This window comes from Blautia sp. HCP3S3_G3 (assembly GCF_052063365.1).
Taxonomy (GTDB): Bacteria; Bacillota; Clostridia; order Lachnospirales; family Lachnospiraceae; genus Blautia_A.
On the sequence record NZ_JBQHXR010000001.1, the window covers coordinates 127176 to 147730 of the forward strand.

Consider the following 20555-nt stretch of genomic DNA (forward strand, 5'->3'; position numbering starts at 1 on the left):
GAAAACAGAAAAGGAAGTATGATTTATGGAAGCATATTTTGATAATTCAGCCACAACCAGATGTTATGAGGCTGTAAAAGATATTGTGGTGAAAACCATGACAGAGGATTTTGGCAATCCTTCCGCCATGCACAAAAAAGGCGTAGAAGCGGAAAACTATGTAAAAGAATCTGCCAGAATTCTTGCCGGATTAATGAAGGTTCCGGAAAAAGAGATCCTGTTTACTTCAGGCGGGACAGAGTCGAATAATCTGGCACTGATCGGCGGTGCAATGGCGAACAGGCGCAGCGGGAATCATATCATTACCACAACGGTGGAACATGCGGCTGTCGGACAGCCGGCAGCTTATCTGGAAGAGCAGGGATTTGAAGTGACGTATCTTCCGGTGGATGAACGCGGAGTGGTGAAACTGGATGCACTTCAGGAAGCCTTGCGCCCGGATACCATCCTTGTTTCCACGATGTATGTGAATAACGAAGTGGGTTCCGTAATGCCCATCGAACAGATTGGGAAACTGGTTCACGAAAAAAGCCCGAAAGCTCTTTTTCATGTGGATGCCATCCAGGCTTTTGGCAAATACCGTATTTATCCCAGAAAACTCGGGATTGATCTGATGTCGGTCAGTGCGCACAAAATTCACGGACCAAAAGGCGTCGGCTTCCTATATATCAGTGAAAAAGCCAAAGTACAGCCGCAGATCCTTGGAGGCGGCCAGCAGAACGGAATGCGTTCCGGAACCGATAATGTTCCGGGAATTGCAGGTCTTGGTGTTGCTGCAAAAGAAATCTATGCGCATTTTGATGAAAATATTGAACATTTATATCAATTGAAAGAACATCTGGCAGAGGGACTTTTATCTATGGACGATGTTCGGATCAATGGTATGGCAGTTCGTGAAGGTGCACCGCAGATTCTGAGTGCAAGTTTTACAGGAATCCGCAGTGAAGTTCTGCTTCATACACTGGAGGACAGGGAGGTTTATGTGTCTGCCGGAAGTGCATGTTCCAGCCACAAACGAAAAGCCAGCGGTACGCTGACGGCTATGGGCCTTCCAAAGGAACAGAAAGAGAGCACTGTGCGTTTCAGTTTTTCTGAGGAAAATACGCTGGAAGAAGTGGACTACTGTCTGGGAGTGCTGAAAGAAGTTCTGCCGATGCTCCGCAGATATGCCCGTCACTGAAAACAGTGCACAGATTGTTTTTCATATCATGGGAAAGTGCTTTGGATTTTCCTGTGATATAAAAACTAGCTACAGAAAATGTGTTTCATACACAGTGAAAAGGAGAAAATTATGATTTTTCATGCATTTTTGATAAAATATGCGGAAATTGCCATAAAAGGAAAAAACCGTTACCTGTTTGAAGATGCGCTTGTAAAACAGATGCGGATCGCTCTTTCCAAAGTGGAAGGAGAGTTCAGAGTAACTAAAGAACAGGGCAGAGTCTATGTATTCTGTCCCGAGGAATATGATTTTGATGAGGCAGTGGAAGCACTTCAGAAGGTTTTTGGTATTGTGGAAATCTGTCCGGTTGTGATTTATGAGGATCAGGGCTTTGAACAGATGGCAAAAGATGTGGTAAGCTATATGCATGCGCGTTATCCGGAATATGCCGGTACTTTTAAGATGTATACGAGAAGAGCAAAGAAATCCTATCCAATGACCTCCATGGAAGTCAGTGCGGAAATCGGCGGAAGGATTCTGGATGAATTTCCGAATGCGTCTGTGGATGTTCATGAACCGCAGCTTACCGTGTCAGTAGAAATCCGCGACAAAATCTACGTATATTCGGATTCTATTCAGGGTCCGGGCGGCATGCCGATCGGTACCAACGGCAAAGCCATGCTTCTGCTTTCCGGTGGAATTGACAGTCCGGTAGCCGGTTACATGATTGCCAAACGAGGCGTCAAGATTGAAGCTGTTTATTTCCATGCTCCGCCATATACCAGTGAGCGTGCAAAACAAAAAGTCGTAGATCTGGCCAGACTGGTAGCAAGATACAGCGGACCAATCCGCCTGCATATCGTGAATTTTACAGATATTCAGCTTTATATTTATGATCAGTGCCCGCATGACGAACTGACAATTATTATGCGCCGTTATATGATGCGGATTGCAGAGCATTTTGCCCAGAAAGACAAGTGCCTTGGTCTGATCACAGGAGAAAGTATCGGTCAGGTGGCAAGTCAGACACTTCAGAGCCTTGCTGCGACAAATGAAGTATGTACGCTTCCGGTTTATCGTCCGGTGATCGGGTTTGATAAACAGGAAATTGTTGAAATATCCAGAAAAATCGATACATTTGATACATCGATTCTTCCATATGAAGACTGTTGTACGATTTTTGTAGCGAAACATCCGGTTACCAAACCGAATCTGCATGTGATTCGCAAGTCTGAGCAGAAACTGGAAGAGAAGATTGATGAACTGATGGAAGAGGCACTGAGAACAACGGAAATTATTGAGGTGGAATAAAGACAGAAAAAAAGAGGAACTGTAATCAGTTCCTCTGTGTCACACAGGAATCAGTCGATAACATACTGGCTGATAACTTTCATAACCTCTTCCAGAGCAGCTCCGTCGGCATGAACATTCAGGTCGATGGGTTTGGATAAATCCAGGCTGAAAATTCCCATGATAGATTTTGCATCAATCACATATCTTCCGGATACCAGATCAAAATCACAGTCGAATTTGCTGATTTCATTTACGAATGCCTTTACTTTATCAATGGAGTTCAGTGAGATTTTAGCTGTTTTCATGATTAGAACCTCCCTATTAGTTAGTATAGTATTTACAGCTATATCTTACTCATCCCCTCACCAAAAGTCAAGGTGAAAAGCGTAAAATTTGTGTAAATATAAAACGAGGAGAACAACATGAAAAAAAAAGTTGCACTTCACAATTTGGGATGCAAGGTCAATGCTTATGAAGTGGAGGCCATGCAGCAGCTTCTGGAACAGGCAGGGTATGAGATCGTACCATTTGAGCCAGGAGCGGATATTTATGTGATCAATACCTGTACGGTTACCAATATTGCTGACAGAAAATCACGTCAGATGCTTCACAAAGCAAAAAAAATGAATCCGGATGCGATCGTGGTTGCCACGGGATGTTATGCGCAGACTGATACAGGAAAGTTGAATGCAGATGATGCCGTAGACCTGATTCTGGGAAATAATCAAAAAAAGAATATTGTGGAAGCCATTGAGGAATACGAGGCAGAACATCAGAAGACCGCCCATGTGATCAAAATCAATCAGACAAAAGAATACGAGGAACTTTCCATCGGATATACGGCGGAACATGTACGTGCTTATATTAAGGTGCAGGACGGATGCAATCAGTTCTGTACTTACTGTATTATTCCTTATGCAAGAGGCCGTGTCCGCAGCCGGCGGCCGGAGAGTATTCTGAAGGAAGTACATGCACTGGCAGAACGGGGATACAGGGAAGTGGTTCTCACCGGAATCCATCTGAGCTCCTATGGTGTGGATTTTGAGGACGGAAAAATCAATCTTCTGGAGCTGATCCGTACCGTTCATCAGGTGGAAGGAATTCAGAGAATCCGTCTCGGGTCTCTGGAACCGGGAATTGTAACAGAAGAGTTTGCCCGGGAAATTTCAGCAATGCCGAAGGTATGCCCTCATTTTCATCTGTCTTTACAGAGCGGCTGTGATGAGACGCTGAAACGCATGAACCGCCGTTATGATTCCGCAGAGTATGCGAAGCGATGTGCGCTTCTTCGGAAATACTACAGAAATCCGGCACTGACCACGGATGTGATCGTGGGATTTCCCATGGAATCAGAAGAAGAGTTTCAGCATTCTTATGAATTTGTAGATCAGATTCATTTTTATGAAACACATATTTTCAAATATTCCAGACGACAGGGGACGAAAGCTGCCGCAATGGACGGCCAGCTGACTGAGGCTGTAAAAGCACAGAGAAGTGATAAAATGCTGGAACTGCATGAGCGTCATTCCCGGGAATATGAAGCCTCCATGCTGGGCAAAACACTGGAGATTCTTCTGGAAGAGGAAATTGAAATTAACGGACGGAGTTATTATGTGGGACACAGCTGCGAATATGTAAAAGCTGCAGTGGAAAAACAGGATGGAATCGGTGTCAACGATATTGTTCCGGTGCGTGCGGAAAGCTTTCTGGAGGATCATCTGCTTCTGGGAATCCGGTGACCGTTTATCGGAAGAATCCCCGGGGGATTTTCAGGCATTTCTGCATGAAAATTCCGGGACAGACAATAATTGTAAGTTTTGATTGTATTTTACATGGAATTATATTAAAATAAATTAGAAATAATAATAAGGACGTGAGAGAAATGACAGAGTCTAATCTGGGAAATACCCAATATTTCAGGACAAAACCGGATCAGGAACTGGAAGTCAAGGAAGTTCTGGAACTGGTCTATACCGCTATGGAGGAAAAAGGCTACAATCCGGTGAATCAGATTGTGGGATATATTATGTCAGGAGACCCTACTTACATTACCAGTCACAAAGGTGCAAGAAGCATGATCATGAAGGTCGAGAGAGATGAACTGGTAGAAGAACTTCTGAACGAGTATATCGAGAATAAATCCTGGGAGCGCTGATATGCGTATTCTGGGATTGGATTATGGTTCCAGGACTGTTGGAGTTGCGGTCAGTGATCCGCTTGGACTGACTGCACAGGGACTGGAGACCATCTGGAGAAAACAGGAGAACAAACTTCGGCAGACCCTGGCACGCATTGAAGAGCTTGTCAGAGACTATCAGGCGGAACAAATCGTTGTAGGATATCCGAAAAACATGAACAATACCATAGGAGAGAGAGCTGAGAAAGCGTTGGAATTCCGGGATATGCTTGAGAGAAGAACCGGTCTGCCTGTGGTAATGTGGGATGAACGGCTGACAACCGTGGAAGCCGATCGGACATTGATGGAGGCCGGTGTGCGCCGGGAGAACCGGAAGCAGTATATGGACAAACTGGCAGCCGTTTTTATTTTGCAGGGATATCTGGATTCCCTTGCGATGAATAAGGAAGAACAGCATGGAGAAAATTAAATTTCAGTTGGATGATGGCACAGTTGAAGAATTTTATGTGGAAGAACAGACGAGAATCGGCGGAATTTCCTACATTATGGTTTCGGATTCTCTGGAAGACGAAGCAACTGTATACATCATGAAGGACGTATCGGAAGATACCAGCAAGGAAGCCTGCTATGAGATGGTAGAAGATGACAGAGAACTTGAGGCTGTTTTCAAGGTCTTTGAGCAGATGATGGAAGATGTGGATTTTGAATATTGATTCGATATGGAAACGCAGAAATGAATGGTACATGGAAAACGATGTACCGGCAGATTACGCAATTTATTCTGTTTATCGGGATAGTTTTGAGTAAGACTCCGGCAGGACCGGAAATTGTTTGAAAAGGGCAGATTAACACTGAACCGTAATAATGCTGAGCGTATGAAGGATAGGAAAGAGCAGCCCTCCGGGCAGGATTGCACTGCGGCGGAGCGGAATTATATTGCTGGAATATTGCGAAAGCAATCCGCCGTAGGCGGAGAATCCTGCAGAGCAGGATTCTTTCTTATGCCCGGAAAATATTGCATGGGAAAGTATTTTGAGTTTTCCCATATTACAGAAAGCTTAGGCATAACCGTTCATAGGGAACGTTATATAGAATTTTGAATGTCTGGAAACGTGAAATACTCAGACATTTGGAAACTTTGGATTCAGAGTCCGGTAAAGGGAATGAATTGCACAGCATATAACATGGAGGTGCAATTGATTGAAGAACGACAACAGTGAGACTTACAACAGGAAGGACAGCCAGAACGCTGGCGAATCAGGCAGGCAGACAGTGAAGAATATGAGATATAAACAGCAGTCGAAAAATAATAGACGAACGGATAATAAATATATTGATAAAAACTCAAAAAATACATTTAAGGCATCTGTAAAGACAGCATCCCGCAGTAAGGGACGCAAGACAGCATCAAAGCTGAAGATCATTCCTCTGGGCGGTCTGGAACAGATCGGAATGAATATTACCGCATTTGAATATGAAGACAGTATCGTAGTCGTTGACTGCGGACTTTCTTTCCCGGAAGATGACATGCTGGGAATTGACCTTGTCATTCCGGATGTCACTTATTTAAAAGAGAATATCAGCAAGGTGAAGGGGTTTGTGATCACCCATGGTCACGAGGACCATATCGGCGCACTGCCGTATGTACTCAAGGATATCAATGTTCCGATTTATTCTACGAAGCTGACCCTCGCCCTGATCAGCAATAAACTGAAAGAGCACAATCTTGTGCGCACAACGAAGTTAAAAGAAGTCAAACATGGACAGGTGATTAATCTTGGTGATTTTTCCATTGAATTTATCAAGACAAACCACAGTATTCAGGATGCATCTGCGCTGGCTATTTATTCTCCGGCCGGAATTGTGGTGCATACCGGAGACTTTAAGGTAGATTATACACCGGTATTCGGCGATGCCATTGATCTGCAGAGATTTGCGGAAATCGGCAGGAAAGGTGTACTGGCCCTGATGTGTGACAGTACCAATGCAGAACGTCCGGGATTTACCATGTCAGAACGCACGGTGGGAAGAGTGTTTGATAACCTGTTTAATGAACATAAAAATTCCCGTATTATCATTGCTACATTTGCGTCCAATGTGGACCGTGTGCAGCAGATCATCAATACCGCATACCGTTTTGGAAGAAAAGTTGCAGTGGAAGGACGCAGTATGGTGAATGTTATTTCCACAGCATCGGAACTGGGATATCTTCGCATACCGGAAAATACGCTGATTGAGATCGATCAGGTGAAGAACTATCCGGATGAACAGGTGGTACTGATCACAACAGGAAGCCAGGGTGAGTCTATGGCGGCTCTTTCCCGTATGGCAGCCAATATTCACAAAAAGATCACCATCAAACCGAATGATACCATTATTTTCAGTTCCAATCCGATTCCGGGCAATGAGAAAGCCGTTTCCAAGGTAATTAACGAGCTTTCCATGAAAGGGGCCAAGGTTATTTTCCAGGATGCTCATGTTTCCGGACATGCCTGTCAGGAAGAAATTAAACTGATCTATTCCCTGGTGCGTCCGAAATATGCGATTCCTGTGCATGGAGAGTATCGTCATCTGACAGCACAGAAGCACGTGGTGGAAGATCTTGGAATTCCGAAGGAAAACATTTTTATTTTGTCTTCCGGAAATGTTCTGGAACTGGATGATCAGAGTGCGGAAATTACCGGCACTGTTCATACAGGAGGTATTCTGGTAGACGGTCTTGGTGTTGGTGATGTAGGCAATATCGTACTTCGAGACCGTCAGCATCTGGCAGAGGATGGAATTATGATCGTTGTTATGACACTGGAACGTCACAGCAATGTAGTTCTTGCTGGACCGGATATTGTGTCCAGAGGGTTCGTATATGTGCGTGAATCAGAAGATCTGATGGATGAGGCCAGAGAAGTTGTTGAGGAGGCACTGGATGCCTGCCTTTCCAAGAATATTACAGACTGGGGCAGAATCAAGACGATGGTAAAAGATGCTCTGAGTGATTTCCTCTGGAAGCGCACCAAGAGAAGTCCGATGATCCTTCCGATCATCATGGAGGCGTAACTGCATGGAAGCACTGGATAAAAATATCAAAGCACTTCTTTCACAGATCAGGAAGACGGATGTGTACAGAGAATACAAAAAACAGGAAGAGATTCTGAGTAAAAATCCGGAACTTCTGGAAAGAGTGGATCAGTTCCGTGCAGATAATTTTCAGCTTCAGAATGAGGCAGGAAGTGAGAATCTCTTCCATGTTGCGGAACAGCTTTGCAGAGAATCTGCGGAGCTTCGGAGTAATCCGGAGGTCAACGCATTTCTGGATGCGGAACTGGCTCTGTGCAAAATGATGCAGAATATCTGCAGAGAACTGGTGGAAGGAATTGACGTGCACATGCCAAATCTGTAAAGACGACAGATCGGTGTCCGCATCGCAGGAGAATTTGCCTACGCTGAGGCTTTTTATCATGTGCAATCGGAGAAATAGGCAAGTTATTTGGTGTAGTTATTTCGAAAACGATGTACTAGCCTGTCTGCGGATCCGTCTGCACTGACAGAACACCGAAAGGGAGGAAGTTATGGGTAACACGAAAGAACGGGTAGGAGCAGCCGGTGTAGCTGTAGCAGGGGGGATTTTCAGAATTGTACTGTATGTCTGTGTCGTATTTCTGATTTTCTGGATCGGAAAATCCACCTATCAGTTTGGATATAACATCTTTAATCAGCAGGCTATGAGTCCTGGAGAAGGTCAGGAAGTAACCGTTGTGATCAAAGAAGATACTTCGGTATACGATATCGGGAAGACTCTGGAACGTAAAGGACTGATCAGAGATGCACTGGTATTCTGGGTACAGGAGAAATTATCCAACTACAACGGTCAGTTACGGCCCGGTACATATCTGTTGAGTACAGCATATACCCCTGACAGAATCATGTCGATCCTGGCAGGAGATACGGAGCAGGAGGGAAATAACTCGTGATAGTGGAAGAGAGGATGCGTACCTATATCAATTCACTGGATATGGGAAATACCCCGTTTCTGGAGGAACTGGAGCAGTGTGCGCTGGAATCCCGTGTTCCGATTATCCGCAGAGAGATGCAGAGTTTCATAAAGGTGCTTCTGGCAATACACAGGCCGAAGCGTGTTCTGGAGGTGGGGACAGCCGTTGGCTTCTCCACACTTCTTATGTGCGAATATGGTTCTCCGGATCTTCAGATCACGACAATTGAAAATTACGAAAAACGCATTCCGATAGCAAAAGAGAACTTCCGAAAAGCCGGAAGAGAAGACCAGATCACGCTTCTGGAAGGGGATGCCGGAGAATATCTGAAAAAACTGGACGGCACCTTTGACCTGATTTTTATGGATGCGGCCAAAGGCCAGTATATTCACTGGCTGCCTGATGTGATGCGGCTGATGCATCCGGGCAGTATTCTTCTTTCCGATAATGTACTGCAGGAGGGAGATCTTATTGAATCTCACTATCTGGTGGAGAGACGCAACCGTACCATATACAAAAGAATGCGGGAATATCTTTATGAACTGAAGCACTGTCCGGAGCTTCTTACGACCATTCTTCCTCTGGGAGACGGGGCAGCGGTGAGTGTGAGGACAGAGCAGAAACAGGAGGGACTATGAGAAAACCAGAATTGTTAGTACCGGCCAGCAGTCTGGAGGTTTTAAAGATTGCTGTGATCTTTGGGGCAGATGCTGTATATATCGGCGGGGAAGCTTTTGGACTCCGTGCAAAGGCAAAGAATTTTTCCCATGAGGATATGGCAGAGGGAATTGCATTTGCCCATGAGCATGGAGTGAAGGTTTATGTGACTGTGAATATTCTGGCACATAACTATGATCTCGCAGGTGTCAGGGAATATCTGAAAGAGCTGAAGGAACTGAAGCCGGACGGGCTCATTATCGCAGATCCGGGAATTTTTACTTATGCCGGAGAAATCTGTCCGGAAATTGAGCGCCATATCAGTACCCAGGCCAATAATACCAATTATGAAACGTATCGTTTCTGGTATCAGCTGGGAGCGAAGAGAGTGGTGACTGCAAGAGAGCTTTCTCTGCAGGAAATCCGGGAGATCCGTGCCCATATTCCGGATGATATGGAGATTGAGACATTTGTGCATGGGGCTATGTGCATTTCTTATTCCGGAAGATGTCTTCTGAGCAATTATCTGGTGGGAAGAGATGCCAATCAGGGAGCCTGCACACATCCCTGCCGGTGGAAATACTCCATTGTGGAAGAGACAAGACCGGGAGAATATATGCCGGTTTTTGAAAATGAGAGAGGAACTTATATCTTTAATTCCAAGGATCTCTGCATGATCGAGCATATGGATGATCTTCTGGAAAGCGGGATTGACAGCTTGAAGATCGAAGGCAGGATGAAGACTGCTCTTTATGTGGCAACTGTGGCGAGGACTTATCGCAAAGCAATTGACGACTATATGGAAAGCCCGGAGAAATACAGAGCCAATATGGACTGGTACAGGGAACAGATCTCCAACTGTACGTACCGTCAGTTTACGACCGGATTTTTCTATGGCAAGCCGGATCAGAATACGCAGATATACGATAATAACACCTATGTAAAAGAGTACACATATCTGGGTTATGCAGAAGCGCTGGATGAGCGGGGATATGTACAGATCACTCAGAGAAATAAATTTACTGTGGGAGAGACCATTGAGATCATGAAGCCGGACGGACGCAATTTAAGTGTTGTTGTGCGGGCCATTTATGATGAAGAGGGAAATTTTGTGGAAAGTGCACCGCACCCGCAGCAGAAATTGTTCGTGAATCTGGGAGAGGAAATTGAAGTTTATGATCTGCTTAGAAGAGCGGAGAAAACGGATAAAGAAGATTAATAATAAAGAAGATCAATAATAAAAAAGATTGATAAAAAAGAAGATTAATAAAGAAGATCGATAAAGATGATGAATAAAAAATGCTTCCTTCCGAATCAGACAGATGAGATGACGAAATTGTCTGTCAGGAAGGAAGCATTTTTCTGTAATATAAAAAGTCAGGGTAAAATACCGTTTCCTCCTGACATTTTATACGAATTTATTACTTATCAGTTATGTGGATTCTTTAAACAATGCACGCAGTTTCTGCAGTGCATTTTTTTCAATACGTGATACATAGGAGCGGCTGATGTGCAGTTCTTTTGCAATTTCCCGCTGTGTCTGTTCTTCATTTCCAAAAAGTCCGTACCGGAAACAGATTACCTGATACTCTTTTGGCGTAAGAGAAGATTCCAGAGAATCCATCAGAAGCTGGATGTCTTTTCTGGTGGAGTATTCCTCTACCACATCTACCGGCGGACTTTCGAGGATATCCAGAAGGCTGATTTCATTGCCTTCTTTGTCGGTACCTATGGGTTCAGAGAGGGATACTTCTCTGGAATGCTTTTTTTTTGACCGAAGCATCATCAGAAGCTCATTATCAATACATCGTGCCGCATAGGTAGAGAGCCTGGTGGCTTTGTCGGAATCAAAGGTGGAAACGGCTTTGATCAGGCCTATCGTGCCGATGGAAATCAAATCGTCCAGATCTTCGTCTGTACCCTGATATTTCTTGACAACATGGGCTACAAGACGAAGATTATGTTCAATCAGGATTTGCCTTGCTTCTAAATCGCCCCCCTGGTAACGTTGAAGATAATACTTTTCTTCAGCAGATGTCAAAGGTTTCAAAAAAGCCTTCAAATCTTCACCTCAAAGGGGATTTCTATTTATTCTATGCCCGGGACAGGGCGTTCGTGCTTTTCCCATGGGAGATGAAGTGATGAAATATCAGAAACTGTCAGGACATTACTGCCGCTATAGATAAAATTTATTTTCCCAGAATCTGCGTATCCAGAAGGAAATCATAAATGTTCACGGTCAGGATACCATAGTCATCATAATAAGGCTGCACAATATCTTTTGTAATAATGATCTTCCTGAAAGAATCATCAATTTTTCTGAATGGTCTGATTTCCTGAGTACGTTTCGCTTCATCAGGCAGCGAGTAAGCAGACTGAATGTAGTATCTGGAAGAACCAAGATTGCATACAAAATCCACTTCCAGTTGTTTACGAATTACCTTACCATCCGGATCTCTTTCCGCAATCGGTATTACCCCTACATCTACGCTGTAGCCACGCATACGAAGTTCATTATAAATCACATTTTCCATAGAATGAGTCTGCTCAAACTGGCGGAAGTTGATTCTGGCGTTGCGAAGTCCAAGGTCGGAAAAATAATATTTCTTTGGAGTTTCGATATATGCTTTTCCTTTAATGTCGTATCTTTGTGCTGATTCGATCAGGAAAGAATCCTCAAAATAATCCAGATATTTCTTAATGGTAGCGGAAGTGATTCTGGATTTCTTTACAGTCTTGAAAGTGTTCTTCAATTTTTCGGGATTGGTCAGCGAACCAATAGCCGAAGAAAGGATATTTAACAGATCTTCCAATTCACCAATATTCTTCACACGATTTCGCTTAGTAATATCTTGAATATAAATTTCGTTGAACAGATTCTGTAATGCGGCAGCTTTATCTCCGGTTCCATCACGCAGAACAACCAGAGGGATACCACCGTAAAGCATATACTCGGATAGCCCCATATATTTGTCTCCGCTGTAAACAGTCATAAACTCTGCAAAACTCAAAGGGTACATATGCACTTCGTCGCCACGACCGGCGAACTCAGTAGCAATATCTTTGGACAGGAGCTTGGCATTACTTCCTGTCACGAATACATCCATATTATCTTTACGCAGATAACCATTCAGAACAGCTTCAAAACAATCCAACATCTGAATTTCATCAAGCAGCAGATAATACATTCCATCGCCAACAACCTTGGAACGGATATACTTCATAAACTTTTTAGGGTCAACTCCACGCTTTTCCTTTTCAATCTGAATCAGGCTTTCTCCAATGAGATAAAGATTATCTGCTGAATCAAATGCAAAACGAATGATATGGTCAGCGTCCACTCCATTTTCCAGTAGGTGATGATAAAAAAGGTTATTCAGCAAATAGGACTTTCCGCATCTGCGAATACCGGTGATTACTTTAATCAGTCCATTATTTTTTCTTTTGATCAATTTATCCAAATAAAAATCTCTGCGAATCTCCATCTTAAAGCCTCCTTGCGAAAGATTTTTGCAACTTGTTACACTTTTCTTTTCTATTATATCCAGATAGGATTCAAAAATCAATGTGTCAGTCGCTCTTGAAATAGATTTTTGTTACTTGTTGCATTTTTATATTCTACAATCACATTATATGCTTAAGTAACAATTATTATCCCGCATTTTAATCGTGTTCTTCCCTTAGAAAAAGCAGCCATACACCTTAGTGCATGACTGCTGAAACATTGTGTTCAGGGAGCACTAAACATACAGCAACCGGGATTGACAGAAGAATAACAATTTGATATTCTAATGATGTGTAATTGAATATTGCAGTATCAGGTGCAGAGTCCTTTTCAGGGACTCTGAAGAGGGAATCAGGTGAGAATCCTGAGCGAACTGGTCACTGTATACAGGGAGCGAGCTTCGATAACCATTGCATGACCCATAAAGATGTGAGAAGGTGAAGTGAGCATTGATCTGTAAGTCAGGAAACCTGCCTGGTACATGAGATGTGCTCCAGATACAGCGCAAACATCCAGCCGGGTCATACGACAGAAACAGTAACAGAAGGGAAGAATGATCCGATAGAAGTGTCTGCAATGGGTAGCAGCCACTGTTTTTTTGTAAAAAACAACCCTGATTTATGTAAAAAATAATGGATGGGCTCTTAGCAAGAAAAATACACAATATAGACCTCCAAAGTTCTGCCGGTATTGAATCAGCTACTATTAGATACCGGCAGAAACCCCGACAGATATGGAAATGCTGTCGGGGATTTTTGCATAAAGAAAGGAGAAAACAATTATGAGAGGTGTTTATACTTCAGTCAATGACATCCGGAAGCGCGTTTATGCGGAAGTAGCAAGATTATCGTATGACTATCAGGATGGAGACTTGTCTCAAATGGAACAGATTCCATACAGGATCATTCCGGGAGAAGTCTCGACATATCGGGAAAGCGTATTTCTGGAGAGAGCAATTGTTAAGGAGAGAATGCGTCTTGCCATGGGGCTTCCGCTGCGTGCGGCTTCCGAACATGCTCCCGTATCAGAAGGAGCACTGGAATGTGTGAGACCGGAGAAATATTATCAGCCTCCGCTGATCAATATTATCAAGTTTGCCTGCCACAAATGTCCGGATAATGTAGTAAAAGTAACAGATGCCTGCCAGGGCTGTCTGGCACATCCGTGCAAAGAGGTCTGCCCCAAAAAAGCCGTTTCCTTTGAAAATGGAAAATCAGTGATTAATCAGGAAAAATGTATCAAGTGCGGAAAATGCGTCAGTGCATGTGCATATGGAGCTGTCGTAAAACTGGAGCGTCCCTGCGCAAGAGCCTGCGGGATGGATGCCATTGGTTCCGATGAGTTCGGAAGAGCGGACATTGATCAGGAAAAATGCGTGTCCTGCGGAATGTGCCTTGCAAACTGTCCGTTTGGCGCGATTGCAGATAAAGCACAGATTTTCCAGACTATTCAGGCAATCAAAAGTGATACGCCGGTGTATGCGGCAATTGCACCTGCTGTGACAGGACAGTTTGGTCCGAAGATGACACCGGATAAGATACGTTCTGCATTTCAGGCACTCGGTTTTACGGATGTTGTGGAAGTAGCAATCGGTGCAGATCTCTGTACCATGGAAGAAGCCAGGGATTTTGTGGAGGAAGTTCCGGAAAAACTGCCCTTTATGGCGACTTCCTGCTGTCCGGCATGGTCCATGATGGCAAAAAAACTGTTTCCTGAATACAGCGAATGCATTTCCATGGCACTGACACCCATGGTGCTGACAGGAAGACTGATCAAAAAGCAGCATCCTGGCTGTAAAGTGGCTTTTATCGGACCCTGTGCAGCCAAAAAACTGGAAGCGGGCAGAAGGACGATACGCAGTGATATTGACTTTGTGCTGACGTTTGAAGAAGTAATGGGAATGTTTGAAGCGAAGAAAATCAATTTTACGAAGCTTGAAGAACAGCACAGCATGCATGGAGCAAGTGCTGACGGCAGGGGCTTTGCAGTCAGCGGAGGTGTCGCAGAAGCTGTGGTAAACTGTATTAAAGAGCTCTATGCGGAAAAGGAAGTAAAAGTGGAAAATGCGGAAGGACTTGCAAACTGCAGGAAACTTCTGACTATGGCCAAAGCAGGAAAATATAACGGCTATCTTCTGGAAGGAATGGCATGCCCCGGCGGATGCGTGGCAGGAGCAGGAACAATACAGCCGATTGCAAAATCCACGGCAGCAGTGAAACTCCGGAAAAAAACATCAACCCATGCACATGCCACACAGAGTAATTATAAGGATTTACTGAAACAGCTGGAAGAAATAGATAAAAGCATATGAGCAAGTGTTCTGTCAGGCGTATATGGCAGGCTGTAAAAATGATAAAATAGTATACTTTCTTTGTAAGAATTCGGAAGAAAAAATGGAATATATTTTTTATAATATGAATGGAAATTAACACGCGGAAAATAAAATGCGCAAAAAAGCGTAAACAAAATACAAAACAAGTGGATTGCGGAGTCTGCCTGATTATCTTTCAAGAAAGGAATCAAATATCATGAAACAGAAAGCTATGGAAATGAAACTTGTTGTAAGACCGCTTGTGGGATGTCTGACCCACACACATTTCTGGGAAGGTCCGTGCAGGGCAGGCCGTTATGAAGACATGACAGTGGAAGCGGAAACAAAAGCAGCTGATCAGGCATTTAAAGCCTCTGTGGAAGGCTTGAATGATGTGATCAGCGAGGTAGAGTTTAAAGAACCGCTTGATGTACGGTATAATGAAAGTTTTACTGTGGATAAGGAATTGTTTGATAAAATCGGAGAGAATCTGGATGAAATTGACTGTTTCCTCTGTATGGGATGGAGAATCCCGAAACTGGAACGTTACAGAAAACCGGTGGTTATCTGGCAGAATGGAAACGAGGGTATTGATTTTGCAGCATATTGCCGTTCTATTGGAGTTGAAGCTTATGTATGTATGGATCTTCAGGACGTAAATGAGATCATGCATATTTTATGGGTTCGTAAAGCGGTGCAAAATACAAGAGCACTTGTTCTTACTGCAGGATCCCAGCCTACCTTCGGTATTCAGAGCCTGATCCGGGATCCTGAAATCCTGAGACAGCGCTATGGTATGGAAGTTGTGAAACTGCCTTTTACCTCTATTTTTAAATATATGGATGAGATTACAGATGAAGAAGCCAAACCAATTGCGGACAGGCTTATAGCAGGATCTTCTGATACACAGGTAAATACTGACTGGTTTATCAATGATATCAAATATTATCTGGCAGCAAAGAAAATGATGGATATTTATGACTGCAACGCTTTTTCAACAGCATGTCATGAATTGTGTACTACGGAAATTCCGCAGAATCGCAAATTTACTCCATGTATGTGCCACTCGATCATGAAAGATGAAGGAATCCCAAGTGGCTGCGAGGAAGACCTGAACGCACTTATGGCAATGGTGATTATGCAGTATGCTGCAAAGAGGCCTGCATTTATGGGAAATCCAAATCATGAGACAGACGAACTTCTCCGCATTCATCATGCTGTTCCTGCATTATGTATGAATGGTTATGGTACAAAACCGCTGGAGTATAAGCTCTGGGCATTCACCGGTCAGGGATTCGGCGGCAAGCTCCAGGTGGATTTCACAGAGAATGCAGATGACTATGTGACACTCGGCAGATTTAATCCTGCAGGTGACACCATGTGCATTAAGACCGGAGAGGTCATACGGTCTGAATATGCAGCAACCTACTGCAGCCCGTATTATTATATTAAGATGGATGATGCAAGGGAATATATGCATAATCTGGCTGGATTCGGACATCACCAGGTCCTGGTTTTCGGTGATTACAGTAAAATGCTGAAGAAGATAGCGAAAGTGATGAATTTTAATATTCTGGAAGGCTGATATAAGAGGAGAGAGGGAAAAGTGATCTATTTAAATAATGCGGCCACCTCGTATCCAAAACCTTCCTGCGTAAAAGAAGCTTTGCAGGCGTACCTGAACAGTACGCCTGCTTCGCAGTTTCGGGGAAGTGAGCAGATCGGAAGACCCGATACAGAGGAAATATGCAGAAAAAACCTGGGGAAAATCCTTGGTATTAAGGAAACGGGAAGAATCTATTTTTCTTCGGGTGCTACGGAAGCTCTGAATACCATTCTGTGCGGGATGTCAGATCTGCTGGAGGATGGTGAGATATTAGTGACACAGACAGAACATAACAGTGTTCTGCGGCCGATCCTGAATCATAAATGCCTGAAGAAATTTCAGATGGTGACAGTTCCGTGTACTATGGACGGTGAAGTGACGGCGGAAGCTCTGGAAAAGTCTGTAACAGACCGAACGCGGGCGATTATTGTGAATCATTGTTCCAACGTTACGGGAAGAGTTCAGGATATGAACAGGATCGGAGAATTCGCCCGCAGACATCATCTGTTCTTTGCTGCGGATGTATCACAGAGCGCGGGGTGCCTTCCTGTCTGTGCAGATGAATGGGGCGTGGATGCGCTGGCATTTACCGGACATAAGAGCTTAATGGGAATTCCGGGAACCGGAGGGTATTATATCAGTCCTGTGTGGAAAATGAGACCTTTGCAGTATGGCGGAACAGGCAGAAACAGTTCACAGCTTATTTACGAAGAGGGCGATTATGAATATGAGACAGGGACACAGAACCTTCCGGGAATTGCAGCTCTAGGTGCCGCAACCGAATATATACTGGAAACCGGTCTACAGACGATCATGGAACGGGAAGAGCATCTCATGAGGATTCTTTATGAAGGACTTGGCGCTATGAGCGGCATTACGGTATATGGCAGCAGAGAGACCTGCAAAGGACCTGTGATGAGCTTTAATTTCAAAAATTTGTCGCCATCAGATGCCGCTTATATTTTCCAGAATATATATGGAATAACGGTGCGGACCGGTCTTCATTGTTCTCCGCTGATCCATCAGGCAATGGGAACGGGAAAACAGGGTACCGTCAGAATCAGTATATCCTGTTTTACGACGGAAGAAGAGATTATGGAATTTCTGAAGGCGGCAGGTCAGATGGCATGCGCCGGAATCGGAGAGAAAATATGAGAATTACAGGAAAAATGGAATCCAGGGAAAAATGCGCCGAGTCGGGCTGGTTTGCCTGGGATTATCTGACAGATGATGTCATTGACAGAGATTTTATTTTGAGTCTTCGTCCATTAGGTGGATTTGTGTATCTCGATATGTTAAAAGAACCGTTTTTTAAAATAGAAAGCGACTATTATATGATCAAAGGAATCCAGGGAAGAAATTATTTCAGGATTGCTGTTCATAGTAAGCATGAAGAGAAACTCAGAGAAATAGAAGAATATCTGGAACAACATTAACTGATAACAGCTGTGCCCCGATGTCAAATATGCGAAACAGCTGATACTGTATACAAATTACAAAGGAGTGATGATTTTTGAAAAGAAAGAAAATACAGAAATTCCATTATTGGTTTCGGGTTTTGATTCAAATCCTGGCTTTCATCCTGATCCCGGGAGTGTTTACTTATGTATTCTCTGCATTGGGAATGATTGTTACTGCTGTATTTAAAGGACAGATTGACTGGGAAACGCTGAAAATTCCTGTATGGATGCTGATTGCTACAGTTCCGGCAACGGTGCTGACCGGACGTTTCTTTTGCGGTTTTTTCTGTAGTTTTGGTGCTGTTCAGGATTTTTTGTGGTATCTATCACAGAAAGTTTTCCACATGAATTTTCGAATACAGGGAAAAACAGACCGGATATTGAAAACGGCGAAATACGTTATCCTTCTCTTTTATATCAGCTGTGTCTGGTCAGACATTCTGAAGCTGCCTTTTTCAGGACCGTGGACTGTTTTTGGACAGTATACTTCTATTGGAAATTGGCCGGGAATACAACCGGTCCTTTCCATTGGCGGCTGCCTGCTGATTTGTATTTTTATCAGTTCTTTTTTTGTCCAGCGCTGCTTTTGCCGTTATTTATGTCCTGTCGGGGCAGTGTACAGCATGATATCAAAATTTCATTTTCTGAAAATTCGAAAGCCCGGAACGGAATGTGGTTCATGCCATTTATGCAGTACAAAATGCAGTATGGGAATTAATTTAAATGAAACAGATCAGGTTAACACAGGTGCCTGTATTCAATGTCAGCAATGTATTGCGTGCTGCCCAAAAGAAAATGCACGGGCTGATAAAAAATATGCTGTATTCATCGGAGTTGGAATCACAGCTTTGACGATTCTGATATCCTCAATCGGCATGAAAATGAGCACCAGAAAGGAAGATCCGGAAAATCTGAATACTGTACATACGGAAAAACAAACTTATCAGGATGGGATTTACACAGGTGAGGGACAGGGTTATCGCGGAAGTATCGGTGTCACAGTAGAAGTCGAAAATGGAGAAATCGTCAAAATTCAGTTGGATGATTATCTGGATGACAGACAATACATGGATCAGGTGGAAAAACAGCTGCTGCCGGCTATTATCCAGATGCAGAGTACAGAAATCGATACGGTATCCGGTGCAACTTTCAGCAGTAAGGGCGTTTTGGATGCGGTAAAAAGTGCGCTGAATCAAAAGGATGATGAGTCAGAGCAGGAGCAAAAAGAAGAATTCCTGGAAGCCGGGCGTTTCAGGAATCTGAAAGATGGGGTTTATACAGGAAGCGCCGATGCTTTTCGTGGAGATGTAGAAGTTCAGGTAACAGTAGAAAATCAAAAAGTAAAAGATATTGCTATAATATCTTATTGTGATACAGAAGAATACTTTTTCAAGGCAGCTCCTGCAGTAATTGAAGAGATAAAGACTGAACAAAGTCTGAATGTAGATGCGGTATCTGGGGCTACTTACAGCAGTAATGGGATCATTCAGGCCGTAGCGAATGCCCTTGAGATACCGGAGGAACAGTATGAGCCAAGAGAAGGCCGCAATCTTAAAGCAAAGGGAAAACAGCATGGTCATATTGTACGGCATTACATAAGCAGTCAGGATGAATATGAGGAGAAAGTAAACAAATATAATACCGATGAATAATAAAAGCCTGTCTCCGCATGGAAGCTGAAAAGTAAGTGCGGGTTATTATAAAGACCATAAATGCAAAATGAAAGGCAGATCCCGATGATCTGCCTTTCGTGATATCAAAAACAGTTTAAGTATTTCGATAAAAATGTATTAGCTTTTCTTATACAGAATCCGAATGGAATTCAGTACACAGAGCATGGCAACACCTGTGTCTGCAAATACAGCCATCCACATGGAAGCAAAGCCACATAGTCCCAGGATCATGACCAGGATTTTTATTACCAGCGCAAAGATGACATTTTGCCAGGAAATACTGCTGGTTGACTTTGCAATGGCAAGTGCCTGTGGGATTGCTTCCATACTGGAAGTCATAAATACCACATTTCGAATACTGTTCAGTTCTGAAAGTTTATCCTGAGGAAGGAGTCTGGCATGTACTTCATCGATACCGGTTGCCTGTGCTACGGCATCGGCGCTGTCCTGTGCATCTCCGGTGAGCATGATTGTGGCGATTCCCTGTTTCTTGATTTGTGAAATGGCAGATTTGGCATCTTCTTTGAGTGTATCGGAAATCACCAGATATCCGATGAACTTTCCGTTTCTGGCAGCAAGAACTTCTGTTCCAAAGTTATTCTTTTCATAACCGTCAAGGGAAATATGGAATTTCTCCATGAATTTCCGGTTGCCGCAGAGGATTTCATCTTCGCATATGACAGCACGGATACCATGACCAGAGATTTCTTCTACAAACGGTCAATATTTGATTTATTGGCCGCTGCATTTAAAATCCTTCGT

General features: G+C 43.6%; 19 protein-coding genes, 1 pseudogene and 1 riboswitch. Of the genes and pseudogenes, 16 read left to right on the forward strand and 4 right to left on the reverse strand.

The genetic code is table 11. The features are described 5' to 3' along the window. Nucleotides 1-25: 25 nt before the first annotated feature. Nucleotides 26-1180, forward strand: a complete 1155-nt coding sequence (locus ACTNEW_RS00640) for a cysteine desulfurase family protein (protein ID WP_441056765.1) — start codon at nucleotides 26-28, stop codon at nucleotides 1178-1180. 111 nt (nucleotides 1181-1291) lie between these two features. Continuing rightward, nucleotides 1292-2473, forward strand: coding sequence for a tRNA uracil 4-sulfurtransferase ThiI (gene thiI / locus ACTNEW_RS00645; protein ID WP_441056767.1), 1182 nt, complete (start codon nucleotides 1292-1294; stop codon nucleotides 2471-2473). A gap of 50 nt (nucleotides 2474-2523) precedes the next feature. Here the strand turns inward: thiI and ACTNEW_RS00650 are convergent, their stop codons facing one another. Further along, a complete protein-coding gene (locus ACTNEW_RS00650) occupies nucleotides 2524-2760 on the reverse strand; it encodes an HPr family phosphocarrier protein (protein WP_441056769.1) in 237 nt (78 codons plus the stop codon). Between the two features lie 117 nt (nucleotides 2761-2877). Here ACTNEW_RS00650 and mtaB point away from each other — a divergent pair, with 117 nt between their 5' ends. The 9 genes from mtaB (at nucleotide 2878) to ACTNEW_RS00695 (ending at nucleotide 10457) form a co-directional block, all read left to right on the forward strand. Then, on the forward strand, nucleotides 2878-4194 hold the full coding sequence (gene mtaB, locus ACTNEW_RS00655) for a tRNA (N(6)-L-threonylcarbamoyladenosine(37)-C(2))-methylthiotransferase MtaB (protein WP_441056771.1): 1317 nt from the start codon (nucleotides 2878-2880) through the stop codon (nucleotides 4192-4194). Between the two features lie 143 nt (nucleotides 4195-4337). Continuing rightward, nucleotides 4338-4610 carry an IreB family regulatory phosphoprotein gene (locus tag ACTNEW_RS00660; RefSeq protein ID WP_441056773.1) on the forward strand — a complete coding sequence of 91 codons (273 nt, stop codon included), beginning with the start codon at nucleotides 4338-4340 and terminating at the stop codon, nucleotides 4608-4610. A gap of 1 nt (nucleotide 4611) precedes the next feature. Then, the gene (ruvX, locus tag ACTNEW_RS00665) at nucleotides 4612-5061 is read left to right on the forward strand and encodes a Holliday junction resolvase RuvX (protein ID WP_441056775.1); all 450 of its coding nucleotides are present in this window, start codon (nucleotides 4612-4614) and stop codon (nucleotides 5059-5061) included. Continuing rightward, nucleotides 5048-5305: a DUF1292 domain-containing protein gene (locus ACTNEW_RS00670; RefSeq protein WP_441056777.1), complete on the forward strand. Its 258-nt coding sequence runs from the start codon at nucleotides 5048-5050 to the stop codon at nucleotides 5303-5305. Before ruvX ends, ACTNEW_RS00670 begins: the two co-directional genes overlap by 14 nt. 568 nt (nucleotides 5306-5873) lie before the next feature. Next, on the forward strand, nucleotides 5874-7646 hold the full coding sequence (locus ACTNEW_RS00675; protein WP_441058076.1) for a ribonuclease J: 1773 nt from the start codon (nucleotides 5874-5876) through the stop codon (nucleotides 7644-7646). A gap of 4 nt (nucleotides 7647-7650) precedes the next feature. Then, on the forward strand, nucleotides 7651-7989 hold the full coding sequence (locus ACTNEW_RS00680; RefSeq protein WP_441056779.1) for a YlbF family regulator: 339 nt from the start codon (nucleotides 7651-7653) through the stop codon (nucleotides 7987-7989). 169 nt (nucleotides 7990-8158) lie between these two features. Continuing rightward, the gene (locus ACTNEW_RS00685) at nucleotides 8159-8560 is read left to right on the forward strand and encodes an endolytic transglycosylase MltG (RefSeq protein ID WP_441056781.1); all 402 of its coding nucleotides are present in this window, start codon (nucleotides 8159-8161) and stop codon (nucleotides 8558-8560) included. Continuing rightward, a complete protein-coding gene (locus tag ACTNEW_RS00690) occupies nucleotides 8557-9219 on the forward strand; it encodes an O-methyltransferase (protein WP_441056783.1) in 663 nt (220 codons plus the stop codon). The genes ACTNEW_RS00685 and ACTNEW_RS00690 overlap by 4 nt, the downstream gene beginning before the upstream one ends. After that, a complete protein-coding gene (locus ACTNEW_RS00695; protein WP_441056785.1) occupies nucleotides 9216-10457 on the forward strand; it encodes a peptidase U32 family protein in 1242 nt (413 codons plus the stop codon). The genes ACTNEW_RS00690 and ACTNEW_RS00695 overlap by 4 nt, the downstream gene beginning before the upstream one ends. 213 nt (nucleotides 10458-10670) lie before the next feature. Here ACTNEW_RS00695 and sigK read toward each other — a convergent pair whose 3' ends face one another. Both sigK and ACTNEW_RS00705 read right to left on the reverse strand, forming a co-directional pair. Then, nucleotides 10671-11300 carry an RNA polymerase sporulation sigma factor SigK gene (sigK, locus tag ACTNEW_RS00700; protein WP_441056786.1) on the reverse strand — a complete coding sequence of 210 codons (630 nt, stop codon included), beginning with the start codon at nucleotides 11298-11300 and terminating at the stop codon, nucleotides 10671-10673. A 127-nt stretch (nucleotides 11301-11427) separates the two neighbouring features. After that, nucleotides 11428-12723, reverse strand: coding sequence for an ATP-binding protein (locus ACTNEW_RS00705; protein WP_441056788.1), 1296 nt, complete (start codon nucleotides 12721-12723; stop codon nucleotides 11428-11430). 317 nt (nucleotides 12724-13040) lie between these two features. Next, nucleotides 13041-13235, forward strand: a riboswitch (cobalamin riboswitch). Nucleotides 13236-13524: 289 nt separating this feature from the next. Here ACTNEW_RS00705 and ACTNEW_RS00710 point away from each other — a divergent pair. The 5 genes from ACTNEW_RS00710 to ACTNEW_RS00730 all read left to right on the forward strand — a co-directional run bounded on the left by ACTNEW_RS00710 (nucleotide 13525) and on the right by ACTNEW_RS00730 (nucleotide 19772). After that, nucleotides 13525-15054: a 4Fe-4S dicluster domain-containing protein gene (locus ACTNEW_RS00710; protein WP_441056790.1), complete on the forward strand. Its 1530-nt coding sequence runs from the start codon at nucleotides 13525-13527 to the stop codon at nucleotides 15052-15054. A gap of 217 nt (nucleotides 15055-15271) precedes the next feature. After that, on the forward strand, nucleotides 15272-16639 hold the full coding sequence (locus tag ACTNEW_RS00715) for a hypothetical protein (RefSeq protein ID WP_441056792.1): 1368 nt from the start codon (nucleotides 15272-15274) through the stop codon (nucleotides 16637-16639). A gap of 21 nt (nucleotides 16640-16660) precedes the next feature. Further along, nucleotides 16661-17815 (forward strand): aminotransferase class V-fold PLP-dependent enzyme, encoded by a 1155-nt coding sequence (locus ACTNEW_RS00720; RefSeq protein WP_441056794.1) that lies wholly within the window; start codon nucleotides 16661-16663, stop codon nucleotides 17813-17815. Then, on the forward strand, nucleotides 17812-18096 hold the full coding sequence (locus ACTNEW_RS00725) for a hypothetical protein (RefSeq protein ID WP_441056796.1): 285 nt from the start codon (nucleotides 17812-17814) through the stop codon (nucleotides 18094-18096). Before ACTNEW_RS00720 ends, ACTNEW_RS00725 begins: the two co-directional genes overlap by 4 nt. Before the next feature lie 77 nt (nucleotides 18097-18173). Continuing rightward, nucleotides 18174-19772, forward strand: coding sequence for an FMN-binding protein (locus ACTNEW_RS00730; RefSeq protein ID WP_441056798.1), 1599 nt, complete (start codon nucleotides 18174-18176; stop codon nucleotides 19770-19772). Between the two features lie 138 nt (nucleotides 19773-19910). Here ACTNEW_RS00730 and ACTNEW_RS00735 read toward each other — a convergent pair. Next, nucleotides 19911-20507, reverse strand: a pseudogene (locus tag ACTNEW_RS00735) (HAD family hydrolase); the annotation flags it as partial. Between the last annotated feature and the right edge of the window lie 48 nt (nucleotides 20508-20555).